The organism is Weissella diestrammenae, assembly GCF_014397255.1.
Classification (GTDB): Bacteria; Bacillota; Bacilli; order Lactobacillales; family Lactobacillaceae; genus Weissella; species Weissella diestrammenae.
Genome location: NZ_CP060724.1, coordinates 1,426,268 through 1,447,169, shown reverse-complemented (window position 1 = coordinate 1,447,169; position 20,902 = coordinate 1,426,268). Strand labels below are relative to the sequence as shown.

General features: G+C 39.0%; 19 protein-coding genes. 2 read left to right on the top strand and 17 right to left on the bottom strand.

What is annotated here, in order from left to right:
• Positions 1-93: 93 nt before the first annotated feature.
• From H9L19_RS07175 to H9L19_RS07110, 14 genes are all read right to left on the bottom strand, one after another.
• On the bottom strand, positions 94-1,563 hold the full coding sequence (locus tag H9L19_RS07175) for a HAMP domain-containing sensor histidine kinase (protein ID WP_187528978.1): 1,470 nt from the start codon (positions 1,561-1,563) through the stop codon (positions 94-96).
• Positions 1,564-1,580: 17 nt separating this feature from the next.
• On the bottom strand, positions 1,581-2,270 hold the full coding sequence (locus tag H9L19_RS07170; protein ID WP_187528977.1) for a response regulator transcription factor: 690 nt from the start codon (positions 2,268-2,270) through the stop codon (positions 1,581-1,583).
• A gap of 248 nt (positions 2,271-2,518) precedes the next feature.
• Entirely contained in the window at positions 2,519-3,280 is a 762-nt protein-coding gene (locus H9L19_RS07165; RefSeq protein ID WP_187528976.1) for a YibE/F family protein, read from the bottom strand.
• Positions 3,277-4,413 carry a YibE/F family protein gene (locus H9L19_RS07160; protein ID WP_187528975.1) on the bottom strand — a complete coding sequence of 379 codons (1,137 nt, stop codon included), beginning with the start codon at positions 4,411-4,413 and terminating at the stop codon, positions 3,277-3,279. Before H9L19_RS07160 ends, H9L19_RS07165 begins: the two co-directional genes overlap by 4 nt.
• A complete protein-coding gene (dnaI, locus tag H9L19_RS07155) occupies positions 4,382-5,356 on the bottom strand; it encodes a primosomal protein DnaI (RefSeq protein ID WP_243198162.1) in 975 nt (324 codons plus the stop codon). Before dnaI ends, H9L19_RS07160 begins: the two co-directional genes overlap by 32 nt.
• A complete protein-coding gene (locus H9L19_RS07150; protein ID WP_187528974.1) occupies positions 5,357-6,664 on the bottom strand; it encodes a DnaD domain protein in 1,308 nt (435 codons plus the stop codon).
• Between the two features lie 27 nt (positions 6,665-6,691).
• Positions 6,692-7,282: a dephospho-CoA kinase gene (coaE, locus tag H9L19_RS07145; RefSeq protein ID WP_187528973.1), complete on the bottom strand. Its 591-nt coding sequence runs from the start codon at positions 7,280-7,282 to the stop codon at positions 6,692-6,694.
• A gap of 17 nt (positions 7,283-7,299) precedes the next feature.
• Positions 7,300-8,124 (bottom strand): bifunctional DNA-formamidopyrimidine glycosylase/DNA-(apurinic or apyrimidinic site) lyase, encoded by an 825-nt coding sequence (mutM, locus tag H9L19_RS07140; protein ID WP_187528972.1) that lies wholly within the window; start codon positions 8,122-8,124, stop codon positions 7,300-7,302.
• A gap of 238 nt (positions 8,125-8,362) precedes the next feature.
• Entirely contained in the window at positions 8,363-9,244 is an 882-nt protein-coding gene (locus H9L19_RS07135) for an aldose 1-epimerase family protein (protein WP_243198161.1), read from the bottom strand.
• 275 nt (positions 9,245-9,519) lie between these two features.
• On the bottom strand, positions 9,520-10,422 hold the full coding sequence (gene xerC / locus H9L19_RS07130; RefSeq protein ID WP_187528971.1) for a tyrosine recombinase XerC: 903 nt from the start codon (positions 10,420-10,422) through the stop codon (positions 9,520-9,522).
• Positions 10,419-12,566: a type I DNA topoisomerase gene (topA, locus tag H9L19_RS07125; protein ID WP_187528970.1), complete on the bottom strand. Its 2,148-nt coding sequence runs from the start codon at positions 12,564-12,566 to the stop codon at positions 10,419-10,421. Before topA ends, xerC begins: the two co-directional genes overlap by 4 nt.
• Positions 12,567-12,927: 361 nt before the next feature.
• Positions 12,928-13,590: a tRNA (guanosine(46)-N7)-methyltransferase TrmB gene (gene trmB, locus H9L19_RS07120; RefSeq protein WP_187528969.1), complete on the bottom strand. Its 663-nt coding sequence runs from the start codon at positions 13,588-13,590 to the stop codon at positions 12,928-12,930.
• Positions 13,574-14,641: an ABC transporter permease gene (locus tag H9L19_RS07115; RefSeq protein WP_187528968.1), complete on the bottom strand. Its 1,068-nt coding sequence runs from the start codon at positions 14,639-14,641 to the stop codon at positions 13,574-13,576. Before H9L19_RS07115 ends, trmB begins: the two co-directional genes overlap by 17 nt.
• A 2-nt stretch (positions 14,642-14,643) precedes the next feature.
• Complete coding sequence (locus H9L19_RS07110; RefSeq protein ID WP_187528967.1) at positions 14,644-15,339, bottom strand: ABC transporter ATP-binding protein; 696 nt, start codon at positions 15,337-15,339, stop codon at positions 14,644-14,646.
• Positions 15,340-15,472: 133 nt separating this feature from the next.
• Between H9L19_RS07110 and H9L19_RS07105 the strand changes: the two genes are divergently transcribed.
• A complete protein-coding gene (locus tag H9L19_RS07105; protein ID WP_187528966.1) occupies positions 15,473-15,907 on the top strand; it encodes an HIT family protein in 435 nt (144 codons plus the stop codon).
• On the top strand, positions 15,900-16,151 hold the full coding sequence (locus H9L19_RS07100) for a hypothetical protein (protein WP_187528965.1): 252 nt from the start codon (positions 15,900-15,902) through the stop codon (positions 16,149-16,151). The genes H9L19_RS07105 and H9L19_RS07100 overlap by 8 nt, the downstream gene beginning before the upstream one ends.
• A 148-nt stretch (positions 16,152-16,299) precedes the next feature.
• On the opposite strand, the gene uvrB is transcribed toward H9L19_RS07100, so the two are convergent.
• The 3 genes from uvrB to H9L19_RS07085 all read right to left on the bottom strand — a co-directional run bounded on the left by uvrB (position 16,300) and on the right by H9L19_RS07085 (position 20,800).
• Positions 16,300-18,312, bottom strand: coding sequence for an excinuclease ABC subunit UvrB (gene uvrB / locus H9L19_RS07095; protein WP_187528964.1), 2,013 nt, complete (start codon positions 18,310-18,312; stop codon positions 16,300-16,302).
• Between the two features lie 88 nt (positions 18,313-18,400).
• Positions 18,401-20,170, bottom strand: coding sequence for an ABC transporter ATP-binding protein (locus H9L19_RS07090; protein ID WP_187528963.1), 1,770 nt, complete (start codon positions 20,168-20,170; stop codon positions 18,401-18,403).
• Positions 20,171-20,185: 15 nt separating this feature from the next.
• Entirely contained in the window at positions 20,186-20,800 is a 615-nt protein-coding gene (locus tag H9L19_RS07085) for a MarR family winged helix-turn-helix transcriptional regulator (protein WP_187528962.1), read from the bottom strand.
• Between the last annotated feature and the right edge of the window lie 102 nt (positions 20,801-20,902).

The following is a 20,902-nucleotide window of genomic DNA, read 5'->3' as shown; positions in this document are numbered from 1 at the left end:
GACTACATTATACAACGTAAGTGAAACAATTAACATTATTTTTACTCACTAATTGAAAGTAATTGACATTTTGTAAGCGTTTTGATTGAATTCTTATTTATTTTCTTTGATTGGTAGCGTAATTCTAAACACAGAACCATGTCCTAAAGCCGATTCAAGTACGATTTTCCCACCATATCCCTCAATTAATTTTTGTGCAATACTCAACCCTAAGCCGTTGCCACCTTGCTTGCGGGAACGAGCCTTATCAACGCGGTAAAAACGATCAAAAACATGATCAGCATCCGCTTGACTAATTCCCTCACCAAAATCTTGTACCGCAATTTGCACTTGAGCAGGTGTTCTTGAGATTGAATAATGTATCTCTTTTCGCATCTGTGAATATTTAACCGCATTATCAGAAAGAATAATCATAATTTGTTCTAAATGATCTCGCGACATATTAACGATGGTACGTTGCTTCAAATCATCATCAAGCATAAATAAGAAATCACCATGAATCATCTTAAAATTATTAAAGACGGTTGTCACGACTTGCTTGACATCAGTATCGCCATCTTTAAAAGATAACTCAACCTGATCAGCACGAGTTAAATCCAACATTTCTTGAACTAAACCTTGCATGCGTGTCATTTCTGTTAATGATGCAGCAATGGACTCGTCCAACACCTTAGGATCATCCTTCCCCCAACGATTCAACAATTCCATATGACCTTTAACAATTGCCACTGGCGTACGTAACTCATGTGAGACATCTTCCACAAATTGATGTTGAGCCAAGATAAAACGTTGCATTCGATCCAACGTTTGATTAACTAATTCCGCTAAGTCGGTCAACTCATCATGTCGACGACCCTCGCTCTCAATTCGTTTTTGCGATTGCGGATCAGCCTGCATGGCGTTGACGACAGCTCGAATACTTTCGACTGGTCGCAACAGATAATCTGCCAGCCAATAGCCCCACAATGCAATAAAGATTAATCCGAGCAACATCATTAATATGATAATTAAATAAATATGCTTGAAGAGCGTGTTGAAGCCGATTAAATGATTCTCTATGACTACCGTTCCCATGGTGTCACCGTTATGATCATACAACGGTACGCGGCCAATCAGCATCACTTTACCAGCAATTACTTTTTGCTGAACTGATTGTTTGCCAACTGCCTGTGCTTTAATTTGTTTGCCATCAATGGGATAAACTCGAGCATCATTTTTGTTAAATACACTAACATTAAAATCAGGCCGCACCAGTGATGCAAATCCTGTATCATTCCCTATTTCGTCAATGCGCCCCTGAGGCCGTAATGCTGCATCAATCGTTGCTGGCAACAATTCATCTTCCGATAAATTCTCTAGTCGCCGCTCGACTAATTGCAATGACTGTCGCACTTCATTTCTTTCATCTAGTAACATTTGCTTTGAAAAAGCAATCACAATCATATAACTAAAAGCAATAAAAATTAAAAAAACACCAACAGCCGAGCCAAGAGCCCACTTCCACTTTAGTGACATCCCTTTAACTTGCTTTGGTGTTTCTTCAACAATGGTTAGTCTATCCATTGAATTATTCCTCACATTTACTGACGCATTACATAACCAGTACCACGAACGGTCTGAATGTATGATGCTCGTGAATCATTTTGGTCAATCTTGTTTCTCAGATAACGAATATAAACATCGACAACATTGGTTTCAACGTTATCATCATATCCCCAAACTTTGGCAAGTAAATCTTCACGTGATTGAACCACATTAATGTTTTCCATCAAAATCAACAATAATTCGTATTCCCGCTTTGTCAGGTTGATAATTTCATCGCCTCGACGTGCAATGCGATTTTCCTTCTCAACGACAAGGTCACGATATTTAACAACGCTTTGATGGCTCGCATGTTCCTCGGTTTCAATATTAATTCGCCGTAGTAATGCTCGAATACGGGCCAGCAATTCTTCAATCGCAAACGGCTTAACGACATAATCGTCAGCGCCATAATCCAACCCAGATACCCGATCAATGACAGAATCACGAGCTGTCATCATAATAATTGGTGTATTTTTAGCCTCACGTAACCGGCGAGCAACTTCCAAACCGCTTAATTCAGGCAACATCAAGTCTAACAGGATTAAATCAAAGTCCTCCTGTAGTGCCGCTTCTAGTCCTGTACGGCCGTTATCTGCAGTAAATGTCTCATAACCTTCATGTTGTAATTCTAGCTCAACAAAACGTGCCAAATTTACTTCATCTTCAATCACAAGGATCCTACTCATACTAGTCTCCCACCTAACTTTAGTATTCTGTTTAAATCTTCAAATTTAGTAACTTACTCATTCTAGCATAAAATTCTAATTTTTATCAAGGATATCCCGATATTATCGACTTTTTATTTCTTAACATCCGCATTTATTACAGTCAATTTGGACATCAAAATCTCATGTTTTTAATATTTAAATGGCGTAAAATTGCGATTAATTTCATAATCGTGCCGCATCTACCAAAAAAACACAAAATATATAAATTAATTATTTTTGTCTGTTTTTTTATATTTAAGCCGAATGAGTATCAGCGTAATTGGTAAAACTAAGATGATACCTAAAAATGCGTACAGCATCGACAGCATTGTCGCGACGAACAGTTTATTATTAATCACATCCGCAAAACTATAATTCAACTTAACAAACATGATTCCCAAACTTAAAAAATCGGCCATAAATCCAAAAAGAACTGTATTCACTGCTGTCCCAATAATCTGTTCTCCTAAATGCTGTCCCATTTGTAATTGTTTTTTTATTGGCATATCGGGATGATGTTTGGTTAATTCAAAGAACCCAGAAGCGATTGCAACAGCAGCTTCAGCAATTGCCCCCAAGGTTGCTAGCAGTGCCGCTGCCATACCAATTTTAACAAAACTCACTGCTACCTGTAGTGTTAGCCCTTCTAATTCTTCTGAATTTTCAACGGCAAACCCTTGTACCTCATTAAGACTTTGCATCGGAATAATAATCACCATCAAAATAACCATCACAATAATACTGGTTTGTACGGCCGTTAAAATCGTTTCCTCATCCGCGCCGGTACTTAAAATTGTCACCATTAAAACGATAATACTACAAGTCATTAAGACCACAAAAATATTGAAGCCCCAATTAATCAAAATGATCATGACAAACAAAACACCGAAGTTAATCCATAGGCTCAAAAACGCGCCTGCGCCTTTTAACCCACCAATTAGCACCATCAAGCTCAATAAAATCAAAGCTAAAAGCAAATTAACTGTCATTTATTTTCCCTCACTCGTCGTGCAAACCAGTTATCAATCAACACCCATAAAATACCTGCTGGAACAGTTAAAACAATTCCAATGGCACTAATTAATGTTTGTGTCATCCCTAACGCCATATTCATGTCATACGTGTACCCAATGTTATTGCCATTCCGAAGATATAAAATGGCCATTGGAATCTGTGCTGCAATAAAAATTAATAATAACACATTAATCAACGCACCAAATATTTCCTGACCAACATTTCGGCCAGCCTGAATCAAGGTTGTCGAAGTCACATTAGGCGTTTCTTTTTTTAGCGTAAACAATGTCGCAATCATATCGGTCGATTCGTCCATAACCGCACCCAAGACACCCACTAAGGTCATTGCAAAGAACATCGGTCCCGGTAATTGCGTGATAAATTCAAGTAGTTCCAAATGAAGACCATGCTTGCCAGTAATCCAAAAAACGAGCATAGCAAGGCCCAATGCCGCAAGCGTTGCTGTCATTACCGTTGCAAAGATAACCCAAGTTTGTCGATTTCTAAATCCCATTACTAAACCAAGCGTTAAAATAGCTACAAAAATCGCAAAGCCCAGAAACAAAATCACAATCGCACCCGAACCAAAATTAACATCAAACCAAATCGTTAAACTAAAGATGATAGTATTCAGCAAAACCGATAGAATTGTCAGCCGACCAGCACGGCGCATGAGAATCATTAAGGCACCAAAAATAAAAGCCAAAAAAGGTAGCCATGTCGCATCACGCTTTACACTTTTGAACCCCCATGCTTGATGACTTTGATGGTCTAAAAATATTTGCATGCCAACTTTGAGTTGTTGATTTAATACCTGACTCGTGTCATACGTATTTGATATCGTTATTTGTGATTGATGGCGCCGATTTAATATTTTCACTAATACTTGCTGATCAGTCACAGTGGCATGATTGTCATACGTATCCGTCGTATGATTTTGTGCTATTTTTTTGACACTAATAACCTGTCCGACAGGTTTTTGATAAAACCACGCATCTGAACGTAGGGCAAAATAAGCGCCTAGCACTACCACACCCAGTATCAACCAAGGTATAAGACGGTGAATGATTTTATTCTTATTTAGCTTCAAGTCGACGATTTGGTCCATTGACCGGCACTTCCTTTGATAGATACATAATTCGCTGCATCAAACGGGCAGCCTTAACAGGTTCCACCCCTTTGTTAGACATCGCAAAATGTTCTTCCTCTAATTGTTTCATTGAAAAATTAGAGGTGAAGAACGTTGTTAACCCATTTTGCATGCGATAGTCCAATACAACACCTAACACATCATCTCGAATCCATCCAGAGCCATCCGTTTCAGCGCCAATATCATCTAAGACTAATATTTCCGCAGTTCTCATATCTGAACGTACATCGTCCATCTTCTTACTAGGGTCATTTATAGCCTCTTTCATATTGGCTGCAAATGTTGGATAGTGAATCAACATAACTTGGATATCATCAAACGACAATTGATTTGCCATTGCACCAATCAAATAGGTTTTTCCAACACCATACGGTCCTTGCAAATATAGTCCTTGATGAAAATCTTTAGGATTTTCAACATAAGCTTGAATAAATTGTGCGACTGCCATCACAGCGGCTGTCATACCCGCATCACTTTGACTAAAATCATCCATCTGTGCGTTTTTCAGTTGCTTGGGCATCCCAATGGATTGCACACGACTTGCAGCACGTAATTTTTTATGCAGATTAATCGTAGCTTCCGTCGCACGATACTGAACGACAACTTGCCCTTCAACAAATAACAATTCTGGTGTATAACCCGGATGAACGTCTGATTGGCCCGTTTTACTTTTTTGACGTTGTAAGTAATATTCATAAATTGTCGCTAAATCACGTTCAAAAATATCAGATGACAATTCAGGTTGATGCGCTTTAATAAAAGCGCTGATTTCGTTGTCTGATAGAATTTCCGATTTAATCTTTGAATATTCAGCCTGCATCTTAGGCTGTTGCATAATGTCTTGCATGGCTTGCCCAACATCGTTTGCAGTTTTGGGGAATGGTATTTTTTTCTCTGACACTTATTTGCCCTCTTTTTCTTTGCGCTTGGCTGCCATATTGGCTAACATCCGATTTAAGTCAACTTGTTCTGATTGAGATATTTCAACAGTTGGTTGATGCGCCCAATCTGGTGTTGTTTCCCGAACTGGTACCTGACGTTGGCGTGTTGACCCTGTTGTTCTTTGATGGCGTTGATTTTTATCGCGTTGCTGAATATATTTAATCACATCAATTGGTGATTTCAACTTAGCTTGCGCCCAATCCGTGTAGGTTGCCTCTAATAATGCCTTGGATAAACTGGTCCGTTTCTCCTTGACAGCTAATACATACAGTTCCATATTGATTACTGATTTTGGTAATTTATCATATCGCATCAACTGTTCAATGGCATGTTGTTCGCTTGCCGTTACAATACCGCCCATCTGTTCACGAATGTCTGCTAGGAATTCTAACGGGCTCATCTGATTTGCTTGATCAATCAGTCGATTATTGGTAGATGGCTTTGCTTTTTGGGGTTCAGACGTCTCCACAGCTTCAATTGAATGAGCCGTTTCATTAGTCATCTGCTTTTGCTGGAAATCTACCGCTAACTGACGTGTCATGCCAGCTATATCAATCGTTTGGTTCGAAGTCACATGTGCCTGAATAATACGAGCCAACATCATATCATCTAAATTATACAATTGTTGCATGAGCATTAGTTCTGATTCATACTTTTTCAGTTCAGTCCGACTGACACCAAAACTTTGTAATAGATTCGTCAATAAATCAATATCAATTTGGGGCCGATTAATGTCTTTTGCCAATTCAAAACCTGTTGGTTGTTGCTCTATTGGCTTCATCTTAAAATCAGAGCTGAAATTTTCCTCATTGACCACATCAAAAAAACCTTTTGACACATCTTTACCCGTCACTTCTGGTGGTTTAATTAACATGGTGTCAGATAACCGATCAAATGTTTCTGCCCCTAGATATGAGCGCAATAATTGCACGAGTAACCGATCATTTAAAAAATTTGCCGCTGACAGTGGTGAAAAAATCATATACACCCACTGCACTGTCGTCGTTAGTTCTTGGGCAAAAGTTTTTATCAGCCCATAGCCCTCTAATTTACTCCGTGCTTGTAAAAATTTGGGGGCGGATAAATTCATCTGGTCAATCAACGCGGTATGTTCATGTAATTCTGAATCTGTACCAAGTGTGCCCAACAGCGTCAGATACAGCGTCAATGCTTCCATACCAATGAGTGGCAAATATAGATTTGTTAATACTTGCACCTGCTCATTTTCAAGTCGGCTTTGACTGATTATTCGATATTTTTGTTTCATGTCAAACGGCATAAGGCACGTCCTCTCTTATTCAAGTTCATGTAAAATTTCATCAATGCGCTGGTATGTCTCTGACACAGTCTGTCCATTATCAATCACATAATCAGCCAATGCCATTTTCTCCTGCATTGGCATTTGTGCATCTAATCTCTTTTGCGCATCAATCCGACTCAACCCATCCCGTAACATCAATCGTTTAATCTGCGTATCAATTGGCGTCGTGACAACAATGACAGGCGAAGCATTTAAGGCATTATGCGTCTCAAATAGCAATGGTACTTCAAAAACAATCAATTGCGCCCCATTCATTTCTGCTTTTTTCGCCTTTTCTTGCATCATTTGATGAACCCTTGGATGAATGATTTGATTGAGTTCGGCTAACCGATTGGCATCGTTAAAGACAATTTCACCAAGTTTCTTCCGGTCCAATGTACCATCTGCCATCAACACGTCAGCACCAAATTTTTGCACAATTTCCTGTAATGCTGGCATACCTTGTGCAACGACATCTCGTGCGACTTGATCAGCATCAATGACTAAAATTCCTTTTTGGCGTAAATAATTTGCAATGGTTGACTTACCTGTCGCAATCCCGCCGGTTAATCCTAGCTTAATCATTTATCACTCCTATTTAACTAATGAAGTATTTGACATACTGGGCAAAAAGTTGTCCCGCGTTGCGCCACTTTTATTTTAACTAACGTTGCACCACAGCGGTAGCACGGCTGTCCAACTCGGCCATACACCTGCAATTCATTTTGAAATTCTCCAGCGTGTCCAAACGCGGTAGTAAAGGAATGAACCGTCGTTCCATGATGATCCGTTGCGCGTGCCAACTCTTGAATAATGCACATTCTTAACGTTTCTAATTGTTCTATATTGAGCGAATTAGCTGGTTGTAATGGGTGAATTTTTGCCTGCCACAGCGTTTCATCAACATAAATATTTCCTAAGCCAGCAATATGACTTTGATCTAGCAAAAAGGGCTTAATCGCCGTTTTATGTAAAAATTCTTTTTGCATGTATTCAAGCGATAAAGTATCGGCTGTTGGTTCAGGACCGATTGTTGCTAACCCGGCCACCCGCATCACATCTGAATTAGCCACTAGTTTCATGCGTCCAAATTTTCGCGTATCACGATAAAACAGGTCAACAGCTTGGTCCAAATGAAAAGTCACTAAATCATGTTTCCCCGGCTGCGTGCCGGCCGGAACAGTATAGTACGCCCCTTCCATTCTCAAATGTGAGACTAACGTCTTCTCGCCACTTAAACGAAACAGCAAGTACTTACCACGACGATCAATTTTTTCAATTGTTCGCCCAGCTATCTGTTGATTAAAAGCCGCCGTATCTAACCCAACAATCTTTTCCCAACGAACTTCGACACTTTCAATGATATGCCCCACGACTAATTGTGTGAGGCCTCGCCTAACGGTCTCAACTTCTGGCAATTCTGGCATGATATCCTCCTTAATCATCAAGGCTGCGTTTGTTATTCTGCACGGCTTAATTCATTTATATTTGCGTCTATATCCTGTCGTGCGGCAACTGACTATTACTTCATGATTCTTGTTTATATTTTACCATTTATACATGCAATGACCATAGTGATTGCAGACTACCTAATCAATATCAACGTCACGAGTTACAGCAAAATAAAAAGGCAGTCAATATGATCAACTACCCGTATCAGTAAATCTAGAAGAAGCGAATTGAATACGAACCTCGTTGTGTCTCGCCCGGATTAATTTTATTAATTGCCATCTTATTTTCAATATTGCCTGTCGCATCAATTGTGTCTGCTATTCCCCACCATGGTTCCAAGCATAGAAATGGCGCCGACACATCAGCCTTCGTCCAAATACCAGCATATTTTGCATTATCAATGTTCATAGAAATACCGTGATGGTGCGTTGGATGCATGATTTCAATTTGAACTGGCTGCTCATTCAAAGTGATAATAATTGCGTCATTTAAATAATCCGAGCGTTTAACAGGAAGTGACTGATGTGTGTCCAAAGAAGTCAAACGTTTTGGATCAACAAATGGCCCATTTAGCACCTGTCGTTCGTATATTTTATTAGGCTTGATAGTTATTTGATAGTCTTCAAATGTCTCACCAGATTGCAATGGTACATTGAATCCAGGATGTCCACCAAAAGAAAATGGCAAAATTTTGACATCGGTGTTAGTCACTAGATACTGAATATTGATAATATCCGTTGCCAGTAGCTCAAAAATCACATCGAACTGAAACTCAAATGGGTAAACAGCCAATGAAGCTTCTGAAGCCTGCAACCGTAATCGCACTTGACTAGGTGTTCTATTAACTACGGTAAATTCAGAATCACGTGCAAAACCATGTTGATTCAAATGATACGTCCGCTGCTTGTATTCATACTGGTTATCTTTTAACCGACCAACAATTGGAAACAGATTAGGTGCATGGCGACCCCAAATTTTGGCATCCGCCTGCCACATATATTCAATTTTAGTTTGTTGATTAATAACGCTAATTAATTCAGCACCATGCTCATTAATTGTTGCTTTTAAGTGTCCATTTTCAATACTTATTGTCACAATTCTCGCCTCCGTGAAATCGCTTTCAGATATAGTTATAGTGTACCAAAAAATGAACCAAATGACATATCTAACCTGCTCAGTTTGGTATACATTAACTCCATTTTTTCCATAATAAGCGCATTAAACAAAACTGGCCGGAAAACTCCGATACAATACCGAAATCTTTCCAACCAGTTTAACTCTTAAATTCAATTTCAATTTTTGAGGTTCAGGATACCTCGACAAACGTTATTTCTTTCCAATTTGCCATGCCAAAATCCATCATACAAATGTTAAGCGCGCGGAAAATAATGCCGATAACTTTCTTGTAGCCGTTCGCGACTAACGTGCGTATAAATTTGGGTTGTACTAAGACTACTATGTCCCAATAAGGCTTGTACATGACGTAAATCCGCCCCATTATTAAGTAAATCAGTTGCAAATGTATGCCGAAACATATGTGCAGTGACATTTTGCGTCACTCCTGCTTTTTTTCCTAATTGCTTCAAGATATATTCAATACCGCTAACTGATAATGGATTACCCTTTTGATTGACCAGTAAAACAATATGTGGTGTGGATGCCTTTGTTAAAAACATTGGTCGTACGGAGTCTAAATATTTTGTCAGTGCTTGCGCCATGTATTTACCGTACGGCACAATGCGCATTTTATTACCTTTACCAGTAATATGCACGACTCGTGGCCCTGTATCGATATCTGATAGCTGCAAGTGAGCTGTTTCCGATACACGCGCACCCGTACCGTATAAAATTTCTAACAACAACTGATTACGAACGCCTAATGCCGTCTGATCAGATTGTGCTGTTTCAAATAGCTGTTTCAATTCTTGTTCATAAAAATAGCGTGGGAGATGCTTCCCCGTTTTATGCAATTGGACGCTTTGTAATGGATTTTCTTTTACAATTTGATTTGAAACTAAAAACTCATAAAAACTGCGCAACGCACTCACTTTACGTGCAATAGTTCTGTCTTCATCGCCACGATCATACAAATACGTTAAAAATATACGGATATCTAATTCGGTTACAGCTTCAAGCTGCTTTTCTTGCCGTGTTGTTTGCAAAAAATGGTGCAATTCTTGAATATCTGACCGATAAGCACGGATTGTGTCAGCTGAATACTGACGTTCTGCTTTTAGATATTGTAAATATAACGTTAGACTATCTTGAATCATTTCTTAGCAACAGCTTTCTTGGTCGAACGCTTACGAGAGGTGCTTTTTTTTGCTACGGCTGTTTTCTTTGCAGTTTGATCCGCATTTCCTGCCTTTGGTGTTGTACCGTCTGCTAATGTATTCTCGTTTGGCTTATCCCAAGACGTGAAATCACAATCTGGATAACGTGAGCACCCATAGAAAGTTCGACCACGCTTAGTTTTTCGCTCAATAATTTGTCCTTGATGACATTTAGGGCAAAGTAACCCGATTTCTTTAACAATTGTTTTCGTATTCCGACAGTCTGGGAAACGTGAGCAAGCAAAGAATTTACCGTAACGTCCTAACCGCTCTAACATTGGTGCGCCACAAATCTCACAATTTTCTCCGGCTAATTTATCCTTTACAACCATTTTCTCCATTTCAATTTCGGCTTTGCCGAGTTCTACTTGGAATGGTTGATAAAATTCATCAACGACCTTCACCCAATTTTCTGTACCAGTTTCAACATTGTCTAGTTCACCTTCAATTTTAGCAGTGAATTTCAAATCGGCAACATCTGGAAAATAAGCCCGTACCGCGTCTTGAACCATTTTCCCAATCTCTGTTGGAATAAACTTTTTTGCATCCAGACGCACATATCCCCGAGCTTTAATCGTTTCAATTGTTGCAGCATATGTTGATGGCCGACCAACTCCAGCTTCCTCTAAAGCCTTAACTAAAGCCGCTTCTGTGTAACGAGGTTTTGGTTGCGTAAATTTTTGTTCTGGATTAATAGTCGCCAAAGTCACTGTATCACCAACTGCCATTTCTGGTAAAACATTATCTTTAGCCTTGGCTGCCGGATAAGCTTTTGTATACCCAGCAAACTTGGTCGTTGCACCATTGGCTCTGAACATAACCCCATTTTGAGAGATTGTGACTCGAACACGGTCAATAATTTCTGGCGTCATTTGCGATGCAACAAAACGTGACCAAATTAATTGATACAACTTAAATTGATCATTTGTTAACTTGTCTTTAATTGACGCCGGCGTTCGAAAGACAGATGTTGGTCTTACCGCTTCATGGGCATCTTGTGCACCTTCAGGTAATTTACCTTGGACTGGTTTCGTAGCTGCATACTCACTCCCATATTCAGTGTGAATAAAATGAGCGGCATCATTCTTGGCAATTGATGAAATTCGAGTTGAATCCGTTCGCATATACGTAATCAAGCCGACGGTGCCTTCTTTACCACCTAAATTAATTCCTTCATACAATTGCTGGGCAGTCGACATTGTTCGCCGGGTTTGAAAGTTTAATTGCGTATTCGCCGCTTGTTGTAATGTTGACGTCGTAAAGGCGGGGCTTGGATTGTTCTTCCCTTCACTTTTTACAACATCATCAACATTGAAATCGGCGTTTTGATCAATCCGTCGCATAATCTGCTGAACGGTGGCATTATCTGGAATTTTTGCAACCTTTTTACCATTTAGGCCAAAGAAACCAGCCTTGAATTTCTTACGCGCTTTTTTAAATTCCGTTGGTATTTCCCAATATTCTTCTGGTTGAAATGCTTGGATTTCATTTTCACGATCGATAATTAATCCCAATGCCACTGACTGAACACGCCCTGCACTCAAGCCTTTTTTGATTTTCTTCCATAGTAATGGCGAAATAGAATAACCGACCAATCGATCCAAAATACGGCGTGCTTGCTGTGCATCCACCAAATCCATATTGATTTTCCGTGGCCGTGTAAAGGCATCCTTAACCTTGTCTTTTGTAATCTCGTTGAATACAACTCGATTTTCATCAGATGAAATATCAAGGTCAAGAATATGTGCCAGATGCCAAGCGATTGACTCTCCTTCTCGATCCGGGTCGGAAGCTAAATAAACATGTTTTGCTGCCTTGGCTTCTTTCTTTAAGCCTTTGATGATATCACCTTTACCCCGAATATTAATGTATTTCGGATCGTAATCATGCTCAGTGTCAACACCCATTTGTGACTTTGGTAAATCTCGAATATGACCAATACTAGCAACAACCTTGTAATTTGTTCCTAAATACTTTTCAATCGTTTTTGCTTTTGAAGGCGATTCAACAATGACTAAATTTTTTTGTTTCTTTGTTGCCGACCGCTTTTTGGTTGGCGTTTTTTTTACTTTTTCTGTCACCACGCACTCAACCTCATTTCATAATTTTGTATTTTCCTACTATATAATGTGAATCTAAAATTTACTATAACTTTTTAACAACTTTTTCGCAACTCACAAGTTAATTGATTAAATCAAACCACACCAAGCCATAATTTTTCAACTTGTTAGTAAATTATGCTTGATGTTGCAATTAAAATACCATTAATTGCCATTTAACAGCACAAAGTAATAAAAAACAGACTAAGGATTACACCAAGTCTGTTGTTATTCTGTCCAAGTTATTCAATCTTTTATTTTCAAATTTCAAGGATGATTGCCAGCACCCAGAATTAAGTTTTATCATAAAAATAGTAAAAAATTAGGCAAACATCAACTTATTATTTTATTCAAATTGACCAATAAATTGATAGATAGGGAAGCCGGCCGTTGAGAATTTTTCTTCATATTCAGTTGCCACATTATCTTGCATTTTTTCTTCATCTGCATGTAAATCAAGTGAAATTCCTTGAGCAACAAATTTAACACCGAAATTAGCAAAACTATACAATGAATATTCAAATAAACCACGATTGTCGGTTTTAAATGCCAACTCACCACCGCTTGGTAATACCGTCTGATAGCCCGATAGAAATGACCGATATGTTAAACGACGCGTTTCATGCCGTGTTTTGGGCCACGGATCAGAAAAATTAAGGTAAATCTTGCTGATTTCACCATTACTAAAGTACGTCTCTACGCCTGCACCATCGCCAAAAATAAATTTTAAATTAGGTAGTTCATGCTCATCCTCGAATGCTTTACGCGCAGCAACTGCCACAGCTGATTCTTGAATTTCCATCCCAATAAAATTAATTTCGGGATATTTTTTAGCCATGCCAATAATAAATTGACCCTTACCAGTCCCAATTTCTACTTGAATCGGTGCTTCATTAGAAAAGATGGACTGCCAATTTCCCTGTAAGCCAGTTGCTCGATCTTGAGTAATGACTAATTCATCATGCTCATCTAACCAACTACTCGCCCATTTTTTATTTCTTAAGCGCATTTATATTTCTCCTTCTGTTTAACTGATATTTTGGATATAGCAGACTTAATACGATAGTCACAACTACTAACGCGATCAATTCTAACAACGCCCCATGAGTAAAAATCATCACAATGATGTCTAGCAAGGCAATTGCCCACAACCACGGTGCTGTTGTCCGAATATATTGTCGTTCTCGTTCTTTTGACGTCGTCGGATACAATCTTTGAAAGACAATCTGATCATGCTGCCGGGCTATTGGAATCAATTGAATGGCCAACAAATAAATAAAAACCGTCAAGAGTCCAAAACGAACCCAATGTTGCGTCAGAATTGCTAATAGCAAACTTACACTTGAGATTGTCGCCCAAACATTCAAAAAGACGACATGTCTTAGAAAGGTTAATTGTAACAGATTTCCTCGTTGAGGCCGAATTATTTTTTCTAACCATTGCCGTTGTTTAATTTGATTACCCGCACCATGTAAATCAATGAAGGCGTTAAAAAATGAGTCAACTGTCGCTCGACGATTATTTTCAGATTCAACTAGACTTGACCAATTGACTAAATTTTCCGCCCCATCTCGACCTTGACCAAATTGCATCAGATGGACGGCACGTTGCCACATTAAATAAACTTTTATCAGCACTATTCCGCCTGAAAAAGCAAGGCAAACCAGAGTAGAAAAAGCATAGAGATGCATCATCATCGGCCATAGTAACAGGAGTAAAAAGAATTCAACAATACCTGCAATAAACAACGAGTAGCGTGTGCCCTGTCGAACTAAATCGCGAATTTTTTGTTCATCAGCGAGTAAATAAATTGGGTCAGCTGGTAACAAAAAATTAGCCGGTTGACGGTTAACTAATAGTGTCAATCCCAATACAACTGCGAACAGGCTTTGTGTCCAGCCATTGACTGCTAACGTTGTTAATAGCCGTTGGTACGCCATTGCCGCACCACCTAATGCAATTAACATGGCTAAAATTGCATGGTCATTAAACACATATCGACCTAACATGAAATATCGTTGCCACTGTTTTGAAAGTCGGCTTCTGAAAAAAGAATTCATTGTTAGCCCTCACTCACTAATTCTGGCACTGATTGTTGAAATTGATTCATTGGGCCTTGTGCAGCCACCTGTCCATCTTTTAAATAAACAAATTGATCAGCATGATCAGCTAAAGTTGCAATAACATGGGTCGTTATCAAAAAGGCCGTCCCATTATTTTTGCGTTCATCAATCAATTGTAATAAGTCCTTAACCGCAACCACATCTAATCCTAGAAAAGGCTCATCAATAATAAAAAGTTTAGCATCAGTAATGAAAGCCATAATAATCATGACTTTTTGTCGCATGCCTTTTGAAAAATGAACTGGAAACCAATCTAATTTATTATCTAGTCGAAATATTTTTAACAGTTTTTGGGCATTTTCCCAGGCGCTTTGTTGATTTAGCCGATAACTATTAATCGTCACATCAAGATGCTCTCTCAATGTTAATTCAGGATATAAAACTGGTTGTTCAGGAATGTATGCAATTTGTGCCTTATAAGCAACTGGGTCTTTTTTCAATTGATAATTATTTAAGGTAATGTTACCTGATTTCGGTGCAAGTAACCCAATAATATGATTGATCGTTGTTGATTTACCAGAGCCATTCAGCCCAACGAGTGCCGTTAGTTGGCCAGCTGCGACAGAAAATGTAACGTCTTTTAAAACGTTCAATTGACCATACCCACCTGATACGTGTTCAACTTGTAATGTCATCTCTTGTACGACCTTTCTGAATACAGTTTATCTTTCAATTTTACACTATTTCAACTACAATTTCAGATTTTACAATAGTCGCCAAAAATTTGCGTTATAATTAGAGTTAATTAAAAATCTAGGAGAAATACACATGGCAGACATATTTGACAAAATTTTAATCGGTGACATCCCTGCTTTTAAAATTTATGAAGATCAAGACGTACTTGCATTCTTAGATATATCACAAATCACGCCCGGACACACTTTAGTTATCCCTAAGGCAGACCTCACCGACATTTTTGATTACAACGAAGCAGATGCCGCAAAAGTGCTGTCAAAATTGCCACGTGTTGCCCGTGCGATTAAAGCCAGCAATCCTGAAATCGTTGGGTTGAACATCGTCTCTAATAATGGCTCTGGCGCTGGTCAAATTGTAATGCATTCTCATTTTCACTTGATTCCACGTTATCGAAATGACGGCTTCAAAATTACTGAATTTAATCATGCCGATCAATATTCAACTGAACAATATGAGGCACTCGCTCAAAAAATTAGACAGCACCTGGAGGCAAATACAAATGAATGATAACTACTTCCAACAAAAGCAAACGCAATTCACAACCTTTAAAACATCACTGATTAATCTGAAAAACACATTGCACAATTTGGGACATGCTAAAAATCGGCTAGAACAAACTACTATTGATGCACAGAATGCAATGCAAGATTTGACAGTCAATTTAAAAATCATGCAAACTAAAAATCAACCACATTTGCAACGAATGACTGAAACCATGACGCATTTACAACAAACGTTGCACAAAAAATAATGCCAATGTGATGGCTACATACTCATTCTAAATGCAACATCAATTGTACATTTAATGGTCTATTGTATTTAAATATAAAAAGCTAATCCAACGGTCAAACGCCCGTTGGACTAGCTTTTTTTGTGCCATAAATGTTTACATCAGATAATTACTTGCCGATTTGTAACTTGAGTTCCATCACAGCATCTCGTAAATTAGCAGCGTCTTCAAAATCAAGTCGTTTTGCAGCTGCGCGCATTTGTTCTTCTAGATTAGCTAACATGGCATCTTGATCAGCACGTGCCATATCTTTAAATGCTACTTCCGTAAATGAAGTCTGACTGTCTTTATCACTCACTTCATGTGTCACAGCAATCAAGTCACGAATTTCTTTCTTAATCGTATGTGGCGTAATATCATGTGCTCGGTTATATGCAATTTGCGTTGCTCGTCGACGCGCTGTTTCGTCCATTGCGGCTTGCATTGAAGCAGTGACATGGTCTGCATACAATATCACATGCCCATTCTCATTTCGTGCCGCACGTCCAATGGTCTGAATCAATGACCGCGTATTTCTGAGGAACCCTTCCTTGTCGGCATCTAAAATAGCGACCAATGATACCTCTGGCACATCGATTCCCTCTCGCAAAAGGTTAATTCCAACGAGCACATCAAATTTACCCAAACGTAAGTCACGAATGATTTCTGTTCGTTCCAAGGTTTTAATATCTGAATGTAAATACTTGACCTTGACGCCAACATCCTCTAAGTAATCAGTTAAATCTTCCGACATTTTCTTAGTTAAAGTCGTTACGAATACACGTTCATCCCGAGCGGCGCGTTTATTAATTTCATTCAATAAATCATCAATCTGACCATTAACTGGTCTAACCTCTACTTCTGGATCCAGTAAGCCAGTTGGTCGAATGATTTGCTGCGCTACTGCAGATTCAGGCACCCGGTCCGTTTCATAATCACCTGGGGTTGCCGACATATAAATAATTTGATGAACATGCTTTTCAAATTCTTCGAGACGCAATGGTCGATTATCTAACGCCGATGGCAGTCTAAAACCAAAATCAATCAACGTTTGTTTCCGCGCCCGATCACCATTATACATACCACGTACTTGTGGCATAGTCACATGCGATTCATCAACAATGATTAAAAAATCATCTGGGAAAAAGTCTAACAGCGTGAATGGTGGTTCCCCTGGCTTCCGCCCATCCATATGGCGGGAATAATTCTCAATGCCACTTGTAAAGCCCATTTCTCGAATCATTTCGATGTCATATTCAGTACGTTGTTTAAGTCGTTGGGCTTCAAGAAGCTTACCACTTTCCTCTAACTGCTTCAGCTGTTCATCCAACTCAGCTTGAATGGTCACCAAGGCCCGTTCCCGAATTATTTCATTCGTCATAAAATGTGTCGCTGGGAAAATAGTAATTGTATCAAGATCTGAAACGATTTCACCAGTCAGACTATCAATTTCACGAATGCGGTCTACTTCATCTCCAAAGAATTCAATTCGAAGCGCCTTTGCATCAGATGAAGCTGGGAAGATTTCAACAACATCGCCTCGAACCCTAAAACGCCCACGTTGAAAATCAATATCATTTCTCTGGAATTGAATATCGATTAAATCACGCATCAAATGATTTCGCTCTAATTCATCACCGACTCGAATATTAATGACATGATCCCGATATTGATGTGGATCTCCTAATCCAAAAATCGATGACACTGATGCCACAACAATTGTGTCATTGCGTGATAGCAAAGAAGAAGTAGCCGAATTTCGTAATTTATCGATTTCGTCATTAATGGATGAATCTTTTTCAATATAAGTATCGGATGAAGGCACATAAGCCTCTGGCTGATAGTAATCATAATACGAGACAAAGTACTCTACCGCATTATTTGGAAAAAACTCTTTAAACTCACCATAAAGTTGACCAGCTAGCGTCTTATTATGTGACAACACTAAAACCGGTTTATTGGCTTTTGCAATGACTTCTGAAATTGTAAATGTTTTACCCGTACCAGTTGCTCCAAGCAAAACTTGTTCTTTGATACCATTTTTCAACCCTGTGACTAATTTTTCAATTGCTTTAGGTTGATCGCCGGTTGGTTGATATTTTGAAACAATTTCAAATGACCGGTCTTCTTTTTTTGTTATCATTGCCTTTTCCTCGAAATATAAAAATGGACGATATTGACTATCGTCCATTATACGCTACATTACATTAAGTTTAAACTAACAAAACGCACTATTGTGTCACGATTTGTTCATTGACATATTCAGCATATAATTCATGCGTTGCTAACAATTCTTGATGTGTGCCTTGACCAGTAATTTGACCATGTGCCACAAAATAAATTTGATCTGCATCAACAATAGTTGACAAACGGTGTGCAATTACCAAAGTCGTCCGGTTTTTCATGAGTTTTTCTAATGCTTTTTGAACCATGGCTTCAGATTCTGAATCCAAAGATGCCGTAGCTTCATCTAACATCAATAACTTAGGATCACGAAGGAATGCCCGTGCGATAGCTAAACGTTGCCGTTGACCGCCTGAAACTTTGACCCCACGTTCACCGACTTGCGTGTCCAGTCCGTCGCTCATCGCCTGCACGAATTCATCCGCATAGGCCATTTCTAAGACATCCCACAGTTGCTGATCTGAATAGTGACCAGTTAGACCATAAGTGAGGTTATCACGAATGGTGCCTGCCATAATCGCAGAATCTTGTGAAACAAAACCAATTTGGCGCCGCCAAGCTTTGAGTGAAATTGTATCAATTGATTTTTCACCCAATAATATCTCTCCATTTGTGGGGTGATAAAAACGTTCTAATAATTGAAAAATGGTCGATTTTCCACCGCCAGAAGGACCAACGAATGCAACCACTGTATTAGGCTTTGCCTCAAATGAAACTTGCGATAATATCGATTGATCATCTTGATATTTAAAGTCAATCTGATTTGCGACTAATGTTTGACCTTCAATATTAATGTCCTCTCCAGCTGCCAAATCTTCCACTGGTTCGTCTAACAAGGTAATTAAACGTTGCGTTGCCCCTTGAGTCTTTGAGAAAGTTGTTGCAAATGTACCAACTGTAGCTAACGCCGGCATAATCTGAAAGAGATACATAATAAAACTAAATAACGTTCCCATGCTTGATTCGCCACGTGATACGCGCAAGGCACCAACAACCAAAATCAGGACAAATAAACTCATCATCACAAGCGTCATAATTGGGCCAATGACACCATCAACAATCGCCTCACGCTTACCAAATTTAAATAAATTATCAATTAAGCTCTGACCATGTTTAAGGACATAACTTTCAGCACCTGATGATTTTACTAAGCGCATTTCAGAAAGCGTTTCTTGAGAAGAACCAGTGAATTCGGCCATGGCATCTTGGGTACCATGCCCCACCTTTGCAGCAAAAATCATGACTGGTGTCACCAATGCGGCCGTAATCGGAACTGCAATCACAATCCAAAGAGCGAGATGCCAATCAGTTGCAAACATCAGAACAACTGCACCCACCATTTGAATTGAGCTTGTCAAGAAACCAGGTAAAGCATTGGCGACTAATGTCTTGACCTGATTTGTATCATTTGTCAAACGCGAGGTGGTTTCACCAGATTTAACTTGGTCAAAATAACTCACCTTAAAAACAACTAACTTATCCCATACGATGCGTCGTAAATTCCGAACGAGCTGTTCACCCGCAACACCTGTTAAAAAACTTCCAATTGCTGATACAATTGCCCCACCGACAAATAGCATTAAAACAATCACAATTAATCGTTGATTGAGTTGATGTCCGCTGGAGAAAGAATTAATTAATTGACCTGAAAACTTAGGCGCAAATAAATTTAAAATCACACCACTAATGGCCAGTAAAAAACCCGGAATCATTAAACTAAATTTAGGGTGCGCTAATTTAATGATATGCCACAAACCAGCCGCACTGGCCTTCGGTTCATTTCGATCTGTTCGGCTAACGCCATGTTGTCTTGCCATACTTGATTACCTCACCTATTTTAAATTATCATTAAAAAAATCATGCCATGGTTCATCGTGTCCCATGTGTCGCCTTGCATGTTGCATACCTCGAGCCATATGCACATTCATCCGCCGATTATTCTTTTGCAAATGTGCAAATAATTGCCGTTGCCTCGGATCCATATGCTGAGTCATCGCTTTGATAAAACTTTCAGAACCTACATGTTCATTCAGTTTGACCAAACTTTTAGTGAATTGCTCCCGTTCTTTTGCATCAAAAACGCTGAATAAGTCACGTTCAAAATCTTCACGCTCTGCATCTCGTTCTTCTAAATATTGCCGACCAAGATCAGTAATTTGTACTAGTACAATTCTGGCATCATGCGCATCCTTTATGCGTTCAACATACTCATCAGTCACTAATTTTTTAATCAATTGCGTCACCGACGCTGGCCGAATAGCTAAAATGTCAGCGATGGTACCGGCACTGATGGGTTGCGCTGACGTACTCAATATCCGCAATAGACGCCGACTATTGTCAGGCCGACTAAACTCATCTCGCCCCAGATTATTAATCATGGCGGTAAACCAAATGCTAGGTTGACGGGTTAATCGCAAAATTTGATCAAATAATTCTTGATTTTCCATAATAAACCACCCTTTTTATTTTGTTTTATAACTTTCAAACAAAATAAATATTAAAACGTTTAGTTAGTTTTGTCAACATAAAACAAAGTAAATATTTATTAA

Coding starts and splice junctions, on each gene's coding strand:
- H9L19_RS07175 (WP_187528978.1), bottom strand. CDS start 1,563: ATGGATAGACTAACCATTGTTGAAGAAACACCAAAGCAAGTTAAAGGG.
- H9L19_RS07170 (WP_187528977.1), bottom strand. CDS start 2,270: ATGAGTAGGATCCTTGTGATTGAAGATGAAGTAAATTTGGCACGTTTT.
- H9L19_RS07165 (WP_187528976.1), bottom strand. CDS start 3,280: ATGACAGTTAATTTGCTTTTAGCTTTGATTTTATTGAGCTTGATGGTG.
- H9L19_RS07160 (WP_187528975.1), bottom strand. CDS start 4,413: ATGGACCAAATCGTCGACTTGAAGCTAAATAAGAATAAAATCATTCAC.
- H9L19_RS07150 (WP_187528974.1), bottom strand. CDS start 6,664: ATGAAACAAAAATATCGAATAATCAGTCAAAGCCGACTTGAAAATGAG.
- coaE (WP_187528973.1), bottom strand. CDS start 7,282: ATGATTAAGCTAGGATTAACCGGCGGGATTGCGACAGGTAAGTCAACC.
- mutM (WP_187528972.1), bottom strand. CDS start 8,124: ATGCCAGAATTGCCAGAAGTTGAGACCGTTAGGCGAGGCCTCACACAA.
- xerC (WP_187528971.1), bottom strand. CDS start 10,422: ATGATTCAAGATAGTCTAACGTTATATTTACAATATCTAAAAGCAGAA.
- trmB (WP_187528969.1), bottom strand. CDS start 13,590: ATGCGCTTAAGAAATAAAAAATGGGCGAGTAGTTGGTTAGATGAGCAT.
- H9L19_RS07115 (WP_187528968.1), bottom strand. CDS start 14,641: ATGAATTCTTTTTTCAGAAGCCGACTTTCAAAACAGTGGCAACGATAT.
- H9L19_RS07110 (WP_187528967.1), bottom strand. CDS start 15,339: ATGACATTACAAGTTGAACACGTATCAGGTGGGTATGGTCAATTGAAC.
- H9L19_RS07105 (WP_187528966.1), top strand. CDS start 15,473: ATGGCAGACATATTTGACAAAATTTTAATCGGTGACATCCCTGCTTTT.
- H9L19_RS07100 (WP_187528965.1), top strand. CDS start 15,900: ATGAATGATAACTACTTCCAACAAAAGCAAACGCAATTCACAACCTTT.
- uvrB (WP_187528964.1), bottom strand. CDS start 18,312: ATGATAACAAAAAAAGAAGACCGGTCATTTGAAATTGTTTCAAAATAT.
- H9L19_RS07090 (WP_187528963.1), bottom strand. CDS start 20,170: ATGGCAAGACAACATGGCGTTAGCCGAACAGATCGAAATGAACCGAAG.
- H9L19_RS07085 (WP_187528962.1), bottom strand. CDS start 20,800: ATGGAAAATCAAGAATTATTTGATCAAATTTTGCGATTAACCCGTCAA.